The 12,898-nt window shown below is 60.1% G+C and carries 13 protein-coding genes; 8 read left to right on the top strand and 5 right to left on the bottom strand.

The features are described from left to right. Window positions 1–217 precede the first annotated feature (217 nt). The gene (locus B3F77_RS18560; protein WP_293606383.1) at window positions 218–2,047 is read right to left on the bottom strand and encodes a PglL family O-oligosaccharyltransferase; all 1,830 of its coding nucleotides are present in this window, start codon (window positions 2,045–2,047) and stop codon (window positions 218–220) included. After that, window positions 1,954–2,454 carry a pilin gene (locus tag B3F77_RS18555; RefSeq protein WP_293606382.1) on the bottom strand — a complete coding sequence of 167 codons (501 nt, stop codon included), beginning with the start codon at window positions 2,452–2,454 and terminating at the stop codon, window positions 1,954–1,956. The genes B3F77_RS18560 and B3F77_RS18555 overlap by 94 nt, the downstream gene beginning before the upstream one ends. Window positions 2,455–3,098: 644 nt before the next feature. Here B3F77_RS18555 and B3F77_RS18550 point away from each other — a divergent pair. The 6 genes from B3F77_RS18550 to B3F77_RS18525 all read left to right on the top strand — a co-directional run bounded on the left by B3F77_RS18550 (window position 3,099) and on the right by B3F77_RS18525 (window position 5,677). Beyond that, entirely contained in the window at window positions 3,099–3,359 is a 261-nt protein-coding gene (locus tag B3F77_RS18550) for a hypothetical protein (protein WP_293606381.1), read from the top strand. Further along, on the top strand, window positions 3,346–3,672 hold the full coding sequence (locus B3F77_RS18545) for a hypothetical protein (RefSeq protein ID WP_293606380.1): 327 nt from the start codon (window positions 3,346–3,348) through the stop codon (window positions 3,670–3,672). The genes B3F77_RS18550 and B3F77_RS18545 overlap by 14 nt, the downstream gene beginning before the upstream one ends. A gap of 131 nt (window positions 3,673–3,803) precedes the next feature. Next, window positions 3,804–3,968 (top strand): hypothetical protein, encoded by a 165-nt coding sequence (locus B3F77_RS18540; RefSeq protein WP_293606427.1) that lies wholly within the window; start codon window positions 3,804–3,806, stop codon window positions 3,966–3,968. A 657-nt stretch (window positions 3,969–4,625) separates the two neighbouring features. Then, window positions 4,626–4,991, top strand: coding sequence for a hypothetical protein (locus B3F77_RS18535; RefSeq protein WP_293606379.1), 366 nt, complete (start codon window positions 4,626–4,628; stop codon window positions 4,989–4,991). Next, a complete protein-coding gene (locus B3F77_RS18530; protein WP_293606378.1) occupies window positions 4,978–5,229 on the top strand; it encodes a hypothetical protein in 252 nt (83 codons plus the stop codon). Before B3F77_RS18535 ends, B3F77_RS18530 begins: the two co-directional genes overlap by 14 nt. Before the next feature lie 124 nt (window positions 5,230–5,353). Beyond that, the gene (locus B3F77_RS18525) at window positions 5,354–5,677 is read left to right on the top strand and encodes a DUF6172 family protein (protein WP_293606377.1); all 324 of its coding nucleotides are present in this window, start codon (window positions 5,354–5,356) and stop codon (window positions 5,675–5,677) included. Between the two features lie 26 nt (window positions 5,678–5,703). Here the strand turns inward: B3F77_RS18525 and B3F77_RS18520 are convergent, their stop codons facing one another. Continuing rightward, a complete protein-coding gene (locus B3F77_RS18520; RefSeq protein ID WP_293606376.1) occupies window positions 5,704–6,960 on the bottom strand; it encodes a DEAD/DEAH box helicase in 1,257 nt (418 codons plus the stop codon). A 355-nt stretch (window positions 6,961–7,315) separates the two neighbouring features. Here B3F77_RS18520 and trxC point away from each other — a divergent pair, with 355 nt between their 5' ends. Continuing rightward, window positions 7,316–7,753: a thioredoxin TrxC gene (gene trxC / locus B3F77_RS18515; protein WP_293606375.1), complete on the top strand. Its 438-nt coding sequence runs from the start codon at window positions 7,316–7,318 to the stop codon at window positions 7,751–7,753. 44 nt (window positions 7,754–7,797) lie between these two features. On the opposite strand, the gene B3F77_RS18510 is transcribed toward trxC, so the two are convergent. Then, window positions 7,798–10,335: a cation-translocating P-type ATPase gene (locus tag B3F77_RS18510; protein ID WP_293606374.1), complete on the bottom strand. Its 2,538-nt coding sequence runs from the start codon at window positions 10,333–10,335 to the stop codon at window positions 7,798–7,800. A gap of 33 nt (window positions 10,336–10,368) precedes the next feature. Then, window positions 10,369–11,328: a cation diffusion facilitator family transporter gene (locus B3F77_RS18505; RefSeq protein WP_293606373.1), complete on the bottom strand. Its 960-nt coding sequence runs from the start codon at window positions 11,326–11,328 to the stop codon at window positions 10,369–10,371. 506 nt (window positions 11,329–11,834) lie between these two features. Between B3F77_RS18505 and corA the strand changes: the two genes are divergently transcribed. Further along, the gene (gene corA / locus B3F77_RS18500) at window positions 11,835–12,821 is read left to right on the top strand and encodes a magnesium/cobalt transporter CorA (protein ID WP_293606372.1); all 987 of its coding nucleotides are present in this window, start codon (window positions 11,835–11,837) and stop codon (window positions 12,819–12,821) included. Window positions 12,822–12,898 lie beyond the last annotated feature (77 nt).

Here is a 12,898-nt window from a genome sequence, read left to right as displayed (position 1 = left end):
AGGACTACTGCAAATTCGATGCCCTGGACTGCGGTGACCCCCTGTTTTCCGCACGCCATGCAGCGACTCCATTATGCCCTTTGCCTGCCCCGCAGCCGGGCCACCGGCCACCCCCGGCCACCCACAAACGCTCAGCGGGCGCCTCGTATCCGGCGAAGATGGCTTCTATCTGAACAGTATTGGACTGACCCCCTATTTGCATTCACGCAGTACCGTGTCAAGGCAATTTCAGCTTACGCAGCTGAGGGTATTTTTCATTTGCCAGATTGATCCAGCCCTCTTTGATCTGCACATAGGTCTTTTCGCCATGCAGCGCCCGCATGACGCGCAACTGGCGAACGGCTTCATCTGGATCGCCGTTCAATGCCAGCGACAGAGCGTAACGATTTTGAGTTGCTGGCCAGGGGAAGCGTAACGCGACTTTTCTGGCCAGATCCAATTCATCAACAGTCATACCCGGCTTGGGGACGATGCGCCCCCCGTTTAACAACGCATCCAATTGCGTTAACAGGACCACATGGGGTCTCTGGTAACTTGCCGGTGTATTGCCAATCCGAAGCGCCTCGAATCGCACAATACGAAAATCTTCTTCGATCGCCAGGTATTCAACAACCGACCAAGCCATCACCGCCGTCGTGACGAACAGCATCGCCGCCACCGTTTTCACGCCCAAGCGAAATGCCGGTTTAGTTCCCGTCATCCCCTCTAGTGCGCCCAGCGCGAGCATGACAGGCACCAGAAAGTACGCATAGGCAAACGGAAACTCCAGCATCGAATGCACGGCCACCGGCAACACCACCGCCAGACAGTACCAGGGCGCCCATTGCCTGGCCGCCCGCATACGCCGCCACAGCCAAACCGCAGTGAGCAAAACCCCAACCCCAGCCAGTGGCAGGCCAACGCCCAAAGCCAAGTCCAGCAAAATGTTGTGTGCAAAAGTGAAAGACCCACTGCTGGAATAGGAGTGGGTCACGGCGTTCTGCGCGGATGAAACCTGACCAAGGCCCCATCCAAACCAGGGTCGTTGCAGCAGCGCATCAATCAGCTGGGGCCACACCAACCACCGGAGGCCGACACTGGTATCGACATGAGCGCCGACGCCGGTTATTTGTATTGCCGCCATAAGCAAGGGCCAGGTCCAGAACAGGCATAAAAATCCGAGCCCGGCAAGCAAGACGCCCCAAGGCGAAAGCCTAGAGCCAAGCGACTTTCGCTTGGCAAACCACCAAAGTATCAAAATGAAAAAACTAAGAACTCCGGTTCTGGATTCGGTAGCGGCCAATCCAATGAACAAGGTGAGCGCGAATAAACCTGATGGCAGGGCGGTCAGCTTCCTGGACTCAAACAAAAACAACAAACTGGCCAGGCCCATCAAGAGCAAAGTCGCCAATTGATTGGGCTGCCCCAGATTACCGCCCGGCCGACGCAGTTGCAGCATGCGATTGATCCAGGGGAAGGTCTCCCATAACTCAAAGGCCTGAATAAAAGCCACGACTGCCGACAAAAATGCGCCCAGCAGCAGCGTGCCAGCCAGCAAGGTGTAAGTTTTTTGCTCGTTGCTGCTGGCGTGTCCCAGTGCCATGCCTGCAACGCAAATGAGCATGTAAATGGTTAGTACGAAAGCATCACCCCAGAAAGTGATCAAGCCGGTAGCGGCCTGAATCCAGATCAGCAGTACCAACGCGATCAGGGGGATCGCGGTAACAGGAAAAGTAATGGCGGCTGAAAGATTTTTTTTTGCAGCGCCAAATATTCCATACCAGGCGAGGAGCAGGATCGCCAAAAAAGCCAGCACCTCGCTATGCCAGCTGACCCAGGGTAAAAAATGGAACGGTTGAAGCCAGGCCAACAGGAGAAGCAGGGCCGCCAGGATGCCGATCGGACTTCCGGCACCCAGCATAGAAAAACGCCCCGAGCGGGGCGTTTTACAGGCGAAAAACCAACTCGACAAGATCAGGTTCCGCGGCAAGAACCGGGCAGGAACTTGGGAGGAACAGTGGTCTTCGCAGTACCGCCGTTCACAACAGCAGGATTGCCGCAAACCCATTGAGAAAGGGGATGCGTTCCATCAATCGCAACTCCCGCTGCCGCAGTGGGCACCAAGCTTACCGTGAAACCGTCAATAGTTGCATCGCCAAAGCCTTGCGTCGTGACGATCACACCGCCATTGGCATCGGTAGCAACCGACGCGACATACTTGGATTGTGCTACCGAGTTCTCACAGCCCCAAGCACCTGCTACGGGCAAGCTGTTAGCGGAGTTGGTTTGATAGACCTCGGTAATTGACGTACGGCAGGCAGAGGCCGCCAAAACCACCTCAGACATCTTGGCCCGCTTGGTGTAATCCTGATAAGCCGGCAACGCCACCGCAGCCAAAATACCAATAATCGCGACAACGATCATCAATTCGATTAGGGTGAAACCCTTTTGAACCTTTTGCATGGAACGTTTCATAAAAAACTCCTTGGTTAGAAAAAAACTCGCAAAGAATTACAGCAGATTTTGTGCCAGCCCGTTCAGCCCCCTAAACCACTGATTTCGGCGTCAGAACAGACAGTGAACTGACTTTTTTGACTTACAAGTCCCAATTTGCTGACATTTTTGTCATTCGATGAAGTGTTAATGGAGGTCAGACCCCGGTTGGCTCCTCAAGAGTAGCGGCGAAATCGAAGTGATTCACGTCAAGGCTTTGCAAGCTTGACTGTTTGACACAAATCCGGTCAAGTCATTCACCCTGAGCCGACTGTTGTTCCAGGCTACAGACGGGTAATGGGGATCAGAACCTCATGGCGCCACCTTAGGGAGTCAGAAATTACAAACATACCCGTTTCGTCATCGCGAGCGAAGCGCGGCGATCCATGGTCGCGCACCACGGTGGCATGGATTGCCACGCTTCGCTCGCAATGACGGGGAAGAGGTATTTCGGAAATTTCCATCTCCCTTAAGCTCGCAGGTCGGTGATTTTCGTATCCTATTTCGACAGCGGTACCTTCAGCGGATTTGATCCATGCATCCAGAATGCAGATATAATTAGTGCCTTAGTAATTTACGAAAACACTATTTTAGGAATTACCATGCGATCTGCTGTGTCTAACACCATGACGGTCAAAGTCATTGGAGCCAATGGCCAAATTTCACTGGGCAAGCAGTTCGCCGGGCGGCAAGTCCTGGTGGAAGAGCAAGCGCCAGGCATCTGGCTGGTACGCACCGCTACCGTGGTGCCCGACAACGAGCACTGGCTCCACGCCCCTGCAACAGCGGCTGACCTGGGCAAAGCACTGGCCTGGGCCGCCCAGAACGCACCCAGCGATGCTGAACTGGACAACACCCTGACCCGCCTGTCTGATGGCCAGCAGTAACCCGGATGCACGCGTCCGGCTTGACCTGAACAACCCGGTATTTCAGGACAACCTGCTCGGCCTGCAAAAGCCTGAACGGCATGCGGCGCTCGACACCTTGAATAAAATCCGTCAACTGACATGGAACCAGCTCTACCGTGACGGCGGGCTGAAATGGGAAAGGATCAGCAGCGTCAAGCCGCCGCAGGGTATTGACGCGATTTACTCCCTGCGCATCACCCAGGCCCGGCGAGCCACCGCGCATCGCGACGGGGACTTCATCCGGCTGCTAACCGTTGCGCCCGACCACGACAGCAGCTACGGGCGTAAGTAGGTGCGTATCGGGGAGACTGCGAACAAGCGTCAGAAAAGGTCGCGCAAAAAGTAGCGTTGAGTCGTGATTACCGCAGTGCGCTTCAAAAAGGTAAACTCTTGTCAGACGTTCAAGCCATTTCAGGAATCACCATGTCCAGCTCAGCAAACCACACTCCCCATGCCGCACACGGCAGCCCCATGCCCTACGAGCCGGATGCGGTTGAGGCCATCGTGCCTTTGATCCCCATCGTCCTGCCCCTGGTCGGTGCCGTGCTGATGTTCCTGCTGGCTTTCATCGCCGTTTACATGGCCTGAAGCGGCCAACCCTGAGTCGCCGAAGTCCGCAGCTTGCGGACTTTTTTTGTTAACGAGACAAATGATCCTGGAAACGGCAGTTGGACGCGCCAGAGGTTGCTGTGATTGGCGTGCCAGACAAGGCGCGACAACGCAGCGGGCTACTGCCCGCAAGGCGGAGTAACGCCGTATGGTGCGGCAAGCGCAGTGCCATCGGGTGCGTAGCGCTCTGACCCAAAAGGTGAACGTGATCGAAGGCAAAAAAGCTCGATTTCATGCGGGTTTACCAAAGTAATCAAGCGGTCAACTGCCGTTTCCAGGATGATGGACCAGCGGTACCGCCTGCGCTACAAAACCAGGAGCTGCTTGCGCTCATGTTCAGGGGCTTGCAGCTGTTTTTCTGTCTTAAAACATGGAAAAAATCAACGCCAAAGCAGACCTCGGCGAGGACCCCCGATGCGCCATGAAAGACATCAGGAAATGCGGGGACATCGGCTTCATCCATTTTTAGCGGTAAAATAGGCCTCCAGCCCATGGCGGACAAGCACCATAAGCTATAAAAAATATAGCAGCTCGCACTCACTCCGGCTTCGCTTGAGCGGGTCAGGCAAGCGCAGCAGGCCATGCCCGGGTTCGTAAAGTGCTTGTATTTGGGGAAGGAATCCCCAAATTTTGTTCATGAATGCCACCAAACCACACTCCCCCAAAACCGATCTGACGGTAACGCATGTGCTGGCCGAGCTGCTTGAGCGGCTGGAACGCAGTGCCGAACCGGTCGGTGCCGAGCAGTACCGCTCTGTGGTGCTGCACCTGGTCAATGAACTAGGCGACGTCGAGCCCGGAACGGCGCTGCGCGCCTTGCTTGATACCCATCCGGCAGCCGCCGAACTGTACGAAAACGTCAATTACCAGTATGCGGGCCTTTGCCGCTCCGCGCTCGACGCCTCGCTCGCTGCAGAGCGGCAGGCTAAAGAGGCCCTGCACCGCGCCATGAGCCGGCCAACCACCCAACCCAAGGAAGATCCAAATTATGGCAAGAGCTGACGCCAAAACCGCCGTCCTCGCTGACGGCCTGCGCTACAAGTCCAAGGTGTCGGGCTCACCGTTTGCGGCCACCACGTCTTTTGGCGCTGCCACCATGTCGTGTTTCATGTGCGGCAAGCACCGCGCCCGCTCCATGATGGGCACGCGAAAAGTGCTGGGCAAGTCCCAGGCCGTGTGCTCACCTTCCTGCAAGGCGCTTGATGAAGCGCTGGAGAACCCGGCGGGTGCCAAGGAGTAGTCGTTCCTGACTTAAAGGCAGGCAAGCCGTGGCTCGATAATCCGGTACTTCCAGATCACGTCCGCAAGGGGGTGATTTCGGATCGAGCAGACCGCACCGACCAGACGACAGCCAAGGACATCCTGTGAGAAAAACGTATCCATTAAATATCGAAGGCAAGAACCGTGATCGCCTGCTGGAAGCCAGCAAACACGATATCCGCAAGTATGTCAAACGGGAACGAAGCAGGGTTTTGCCCGCAGGCGTTGATTACTGGGACTTTGATTGCAAGTTTGGCACCAGCGAAGCCACGGCTGAAGTGGTTCACTTCGCCACCCTCATGGGCCTGATTGACACGCTTGCCCAAGAAGGGGGCGAGCAGTTTTATGTCGAGGTTGTGACCAGGCACGGCCTGCGAACCGCCAAGCCGCGCGATGCGGACGCTGACAGCGAAGCGGATACGGAATAGGCCCCGGTCGCCTGGCGGCTCGCGGCTTACTCTTTTTGCTGTTGCCCGCGTGCCGCTGCTTCGCGCAGCTTGTCCTTCTTGCTCGGGCGTTTGCCTTTGATGCCGCCGTTCGATGCTGGCGCGCCTTCGGGGGACTCCCCGGTTTGAACCGGTTCAAAGCCTGCAACCTGTTCACGCGGCACACTCAGGCGCTGGCGTTTTTCAATGAGCCGGAAGTGCGCTTCGGTGTCTGCGCTCACAAAACTGATGGCTACGCCGCTTTCGCCTGCGCGGCCGGTGCGGCCAATGCGGTGCGTGTAGTCAACGGCTGAGCGCGGCAGGTCGTAGTTCACCACGACCGGCAATTGGGCAATGTCGATGCCGCGGGCGGCGACATCGGTGGCCACCACGACCTGCAGGATTTTCAGCTTGAAATCCTGCAAAACCTGGTTGCGTTTGCCCTGGCTCAGCTCGCCATGAAAGGGCTCTGCCTCAATGTCGGCCTTGCGCAGCTTGTCGGCCACGATTTCGGCCGCGTGCTTGGTCGCCACAAACACCAGCACCCGGCTCCAGCCCTCGCTTTGCACCAGATGGCGCAGCAGCTGGGTTCGCCGGCTGGCATCCACTTCAATGGCCCGCTGCACGATGTCGGGTTCGGCCTGCACGGCGGCCGGCACTTCAATGCGCAAGGGCTTGTGCAGCATGCTTGCGGCCAGCGCCTCAATGGCCGGCGGAAACGTGGCCGAGAAAAACAGGTTTTGCCGCTGCGCTGGCAGCAGCCCAAGAATGCGGCCCAACTCCTCGCCAAAGCCCAGATCCAGCAGGCGGTCGGCTTCGTCCAGCACCAGCGTGCCCGCCGTCGCAATAGTCAGCGCGTTGTGGTCTATCAGGTCAAGCAGGCGCCCCGGCGTGGCCACCACCATGTCGGCGCCGCTGCGCAGGTTCATCATTTGCGGATTGATGGACACGCCGCCAAACACCACCGCAACCTTCACCCGGCGCGGCAGATATTTGGCCAGGCTGACGATGGCTTCGCCCACCTGTGCCGCCAACTCGCGCGTGGGCACCAAAATCAAGCCGCGGACACGCCGCTGCGCCGTGGCGGGTGCGTCGGCCAGTTGCTGCAGCAGGGGCAGTGCAAACGCGGCTGTTTTGCCAGAGCCCGTTTGGGCCGAACCCACCACATCGCGACCCTGCAAGATCGCCGGAATGGCCGCTGTCTGAATGGCCGTGGGCGCGAGGTAGCCTTTTTCGACCAGGGCGCGCAGAAGGGCGGGCGACAGGCCCAGTGAAGAAAATGGCATGAACAGGGGTGGAACGTGTGACCGATAAAAGTGTGTTTGAAGTGAAGCGCACATCGCGGGGGCGATGCGCTGCCGGCCCAAGCACCGAGTTTAAGCGCAGGGCTTGAGCTTCGCCATGATGTGGAATTTGCTACAAAATCAGGAGCTGCCTGCGCCCGTCTGTATTGGTCAAAAGACGAATTTGGCTTAAAAATAGCTACTTCCAGCAAGGCCACCCCGGCTTGCAAGGTGCTTGTATTTGGCTAAGGAAACCCCAGTTTTAGCGCATGACAACCGTCAAAATCCTTACTTTCACCACGAACCTGACCGTGACCGGCGTACTGTTCAGGCGTTCAAACTTGACGCGGGGTACCCGATGACTGATTCCTTGCACATTGTCTGCCCGCATTGCCACACCACCAACCGCGTGAAACGCGCCGACTTGGCCAATGCGCCCGCTTGCGGCAGCTGCCATCAGGCCTTGTTCACGAAACATCCGGTAGGGCTGGACGAAGCGGCGTTTGACCGCCACATTTCGCGCAGCCAGATCCCGGTGCTGGTCGATTTTTGGGCGCCGTGGTGCGGCCCCTGCCTGCAGATGGCGCCCGCCTATGAGCAGGCTGCGGCGCAGCTGGAGCCCGAAGTTCGGGTGGCCAAAGTCAACACCGAAGAGGCCCAGAGCCTGGGTGCGCGTTTCAATATTCGCAGTATTCCGACACTGGCGCTGTTCGTCAACGGCCGCGAAGTGGCGCGCCAGCCCGGCGCCATGAGCGCCACGGACATCGTGCGCTGGACGCGCTCGCACATGCCCTGAAGACTGCTAATAAGCCGGCGGCTGACAGACACGGCTGGCGCCGTTCAGCGCGCGGGCTGCCGGCGCCGGCCGAGCCTCCATTTGACGCCCTCGAACCACAGCAGACTCATCAGGGCCACAGTCGCGCCTATCAGTAGCATGGTCGGTGTCAGCGCGGCGAACGCGAACAGCCGGCGGATGGCTGGAACGCCGAGCACAGCACCCAGCAAGGCCAGCGTGGCCAGGCTGATCCAGCCGAAGTGGCGGTTGGAGGCGCCGGGGCCGCGCCACGACATGTGGCCCCAGGACCGGTTCGCGTGGATCAGACCGAGGTTGGACAGCACGAGCACGGTGAACGTCATGGCGCGCGCCACGTCGTCCGAGTGCGTCGTGAACCGGACTCCCGCATACAACGCCAGCAGCATCGCCAGCAGCCCGACCCCCTGCCAGAGGCCGCGTGTGAGGACCGCCGCATCAAACAGGCGAACATCCGGGTGACGTGGCCTGGCTTTCATCGCGTCGGCCTCCAGCGGCTCGGCCTCGAACACGACCGAGCAAGCCGGGTCGATGATCAGCTGCAGAAACAGGATGTGAACCGGCATCAGCAGCATCGGCCAGCCCAGCAAGACCGGCACGATCGACAGCCCGACGATGGGCACGTGGACCGCAATCACGAAGACGATGGCCTTGCGCAGGTTGGCAAACACCCGACGCCCGTAGCGTACCGCGGTCACGAGGGATGAAAAATCGTCGTTCAGCAGCACCAGGGCAGCAGCCTCGCGCGCCACGTCGGTGCCGCGCGCACCCATGGCCACGCCGATGTGGGCTGCCTTGAGTGCCGGGGCGTCGTTGACGCCATCTCCGGTCATTGCCACGACTTCGCCGCGGGCGCGGAAGGCCTGCACCAGGCGCAGCTTTTGTTCCGGCTGGACACGGCAGAAGACAGCGGTGTCGGCGAGTCGCATGCGCAGTTCATCGTCGCTCAGCGCAGCGAGCTCGACGCCCGTCATGACCTTGCCGTCGGCGGACAGCCCCGCCTGCCGCGCCACCGAGACCGCCGTGGCAGGATGATCGCCGGTGATCATCACCACACGAATGCCTGCCGCGTGACACTCGGCAATGGCTTGCGGCACATCGGGCCGCACCGGGTCTTCCAGCCCGACCAGCCCGAGAAACTCAAACTCAAAGTCATGCTGGTTGTCCGGCAGGACCTCGGCATTGAAGCTGGCCCGTGCGACGCCGAGCACACGCAGCCCAATGCCCGCCATGCTGGCCACCTGCTCGGCCATCATGGCGCGGCGCGCGGCGTCGAAGTGGCACAGATCGACGATGGCTTCCGGAGCGCCCTTGGCGGCAATCATCCGCTCACGCCGGTCGGGCGACTGCCAGACCCGCGACATGGCCAGCATCTCGGGTGACAAGGGGTAGTCATCGACCAAGGTCCAGTCCGCGTGCAGGTGTTCGGTATCGGCCAGCAGCTGCTGCCCGGCGTCGGCGATGGCCGACTCCATCGGGTCGAAGGCGCGCCGGTGACTGGCCAGCACGGCGAACTCCAGCACGCCATGCAAGGCCTCTTGCAGTGGGGTGGATCCGGCCTGCACGCTGTCGTACACCGCCGACTCGGACCACAGTCGCCTGACCGCCATGCGGTTGGCGGTCAGCGTTCCGGTCTTGTCGACGCACAGCACGGTTGTGGCGCCCAGCAGTTCGATGGCCGGGATGCTTCTGGCCAGCACGTTCTCGCGCGCCAGCCGCCAGGCGCCCAAGCCCAGGAAGAGCGTCAGTACGACCGGCAGTTCTTCGGGCAGGATCGCCATCGCCAGCGTGAGGCCGGCCAGCAGGCCATGGAGCCAGTCTCCAAGCGTTACCCAGTAGGCGACGGCGAGGCCGCTCGCCAGCAGCAGGCCGACGGTGGCAATGCGCTTCACGATGCGACGGGTCTCCCGTTGGATGGGCGTGCTCTCGCCGCCCAGGCCTGCGAGCGACTTGCCGATGCGGCCCAGGGCGCTGCGCTCGCCGGTAGCCATGACGCGGCCGCGTGCCGTGCCCTGCGTGACGAGTGTTCCGGAGAACACCTGTGTGGAGTCGTTGGTACCCGGCACGGCGCCCGCGTTGTCCTGCATGGGCCCAGCCTGCTTGACGACGGGGGCGGACTCGCCGGTCAGCATGGATTCGTCGACCGCGAGATTCGACGATTCGACGAGATGCATGTCGGCGGGGACACGGTCGCCTTCGGCCAGCAGCACGATGTCGCCGCACACCAGCTCGCACCCGGCGACCCGGCGTGCCTGCCCGTCGCGCACGACCAGCGCACGCGGGCTGGAGAGATCGCGCAAGGCCTCAAGCGAACGCTCGGTGCGACGCTGCTGGACGAAGGTGATGCCCATGACGACGAAGACGAAGCCGAGCAGCATGAGCGCCTCGTTGCTATCGCCCAGCACCATGTAAATGGCCCCACAGGCCACCAGCAGCAGGAACATCGGTTCCGACACGACATCGCGTAACAGGCGCAACACGCCCCGTGGTCTGGAGCTGGGCAGTTCGTTCGGGCCGTCCCGGGCGAGGCGCTGGCGCGCGTCGATTTCGCTCAGGCCGTCATGCATGAGGGAAGGCTCCACGCAATGATGCTGCGCCGCTCAGCGCGCCGGTGCTGCGGCGGGTGTCGCGTGGTCCAGATCGGGACGCCGCCATGGGTCCACATGGGTCATCAGGTTCAGCACGCGGTGTCGCTGCAGCACACGCTGCCGTGCAGCGACAGCAATGTCGTGGCCGGCCTCGACGCTGATCGCGGCATCGACCTCGATGTGCGCGTCGACGACGATCATGTCGCCCATCTTGCGGGTACGCACGTCGTGCACGCCGCTGACGCCGGGTGTCTCTAACAGCGTGCGGCGGATGGCCTCGACCTCCTGCTCGTTCACCGAGCGGTCCATCAGGTCGTGCAGCGCATCCCAGCCGAATCCCCAGCCCATCCTGGCGACCATGAAGCCCACAATCAGTGCGGCGATCGGGTCCAGGATCGGGTAGCCCGCCAGGTTGCCGATGATGCCGATGCCCACCACCAGCGATGACGCCGCGTCCGAGCGTGCATGCCAGGCATTGGCCACCAGCATGCTCGACTTGACGCGCTTGGCCACAGCCAGCATGTAGCGGAACAGGAGTTCCTTGGCGATCAGGGCCCCACCGGCCACCCAGAGGGCGATGACATGGACCTTTTGCACGGTTTCGGGGTTTTCGAGCTTTACAAATGCTGACCACAGCATGCCTACGCCGACGGCCAGCAGTAGCACGCCCAGCACCAGCGAGGCGGCGGTCTCGAAACGCTGGTGGCCGTAGGGATGGTCTTCGTCGGCGTCCTTCTTGCTGTGGTGGCTGGCGAATAGCACGACGAAATCCGCCACCAGGTCCGACAGCGAGTGGATGCCATCGGCGACGAGACCTTGCGATTTGGCCAGGATGCCTGCGGTGATCTGGGCAATGGTCAGGATGAGGTTGACACCCACGCTGACCCAGGTGCTGCGGGATGCAGCCGCCGCACGCTCCGCCGGGCTGTGCTGGGTGTCTTCCGGGTCATCGGCAAGTTCGTTGAAATTCATGGCAGGTTTTCCCAGGTCGCGCAGGCACATATCTGACGCGGAAGGCGTCGAGGTGTCAAGCCTACCATTTGAATCTGATCGCTGGGACAACGCGCATCGGCATAAAGAAAAATTGATGCCGGCTAACTTTTCTTGAACAAGGCCAAGAGTTTAAGGCGGGGCCCTTGCGCAGCTACTGGGCGCTCGCCGGGAAACTGTTGGCAGACGCGGTTCGTCCCTATCGATCATCATGTGATCAATGATCGACCCCTTCCCGCCGCTCAGGCGCATACCTCGCTGGACCATGCCCAGGATGGATAAATCACGCTCTCAATGCCATAATCGCGGCTTGTTCGTTACGGAGAAATCCTTGGAAAGCAGCCCCAGTCGCTAGCTTTCAACACCGCAGACTGACGCCGAATGACGTTAAGTGGGTTGAAAGCGATGCCACCATCCACAACCCCTTCTTGCGACCAGGCCTGACTCATGCCTTGTGCAGGCCCTTGGAAATTGATAGGCAGTCAGTCATGCTCAATATTTTCACGCTCGCCAACGGGCGACTCTTCCAAGAAGAAATCGAGTCCCTGGAAGAACTCTCCAAATTCCAGCCCATCTGGGTGGATCTGGAATCCCCTACCCTGGAAGAAAAACACTGGATCAAGCAATACTACGGTCTGTCGATTCCCGAAGACGCGATGGACGAGGACATTGAAGAGTCCGCGCGCTTTTACGAAGAAGACAACGGCGAGCTGCACATCCGCTCCGACTTTCTGGTCGCCGATGAGAACGAGCCGCGCACGGTGCGCGTGGCCTTCATTCTGAACCTTGTGAACGACGACCTGAAAAGCAAGGGCGTGCTGTTCTCGATTCACGATGAAGATGTGCCGGTATTCAGGCTGCTGCGCATGCGCGCACGCCGCGCGCCCGGGCTGATCGAAGACGCCAAGGAAGTGCTGCTCAAGCTGTTTGATGCCGATGCCGAGTATTCGGCCGACACGCTCGAAGGCATTTACGTCGATCTTGAAAAAGTAAGCACCAAAGTGCTATCGGGTGACGTCACCGACGCGCTGGCCGGTGAGGTGCTGGGATCCATCGCCCACCACGAAGACATGAGTGGCCGCATTCGCAGGAACGCGATGGACACGCGACGCGCGGTCAGCTTCATGATGCGCAGCAAGATGCTCAATGCCGAGCAGTTCGAGGAGGCGCGGCAAATTCTGCGCGACATCGATTCACTCGACTCGCACACCGCCTTCCTGTTTGACAAGATCAACTTCCTGATGGACGCCACGGTCGGTTTCATCAACATCAACCAGAACAAGATCATCAAGATATTTTCGGTGGCCAGCGTCGCGTTGCTGCCGCCCACGCTGATTGCCAGCGTGTATGGCATGAACTTCAAGCTCATGCCCGAGCTTGACTGGGCCATGGGCTACCCTTATGCGGTGGCGCTGATGATTGCGAGCGCGGTGCTGCCCATGTGGTACTTCAGGAAGCGCGGCTGGCTGAAATAACGATATTGCCCCCACGCTTTTCACTTCGTGTAATGCGCTCCCCCCCGAGGGGGCTGAACTTGCTCTGTCTCTTATAC

This window comes from Polaromonas sp. UBA4122 (genome assembly GCA_002381615.1).
Lineage (GTDB): Bacteria > Pseudomonadota > Gammaproteobacteria > Burkholderiales > Burkholderiaceae_C > Polaromonas.
Note: the sequence above shows the minus strand (reverse complement) of the source record. Positions and strands in the feature narration are given on the sequence as shown.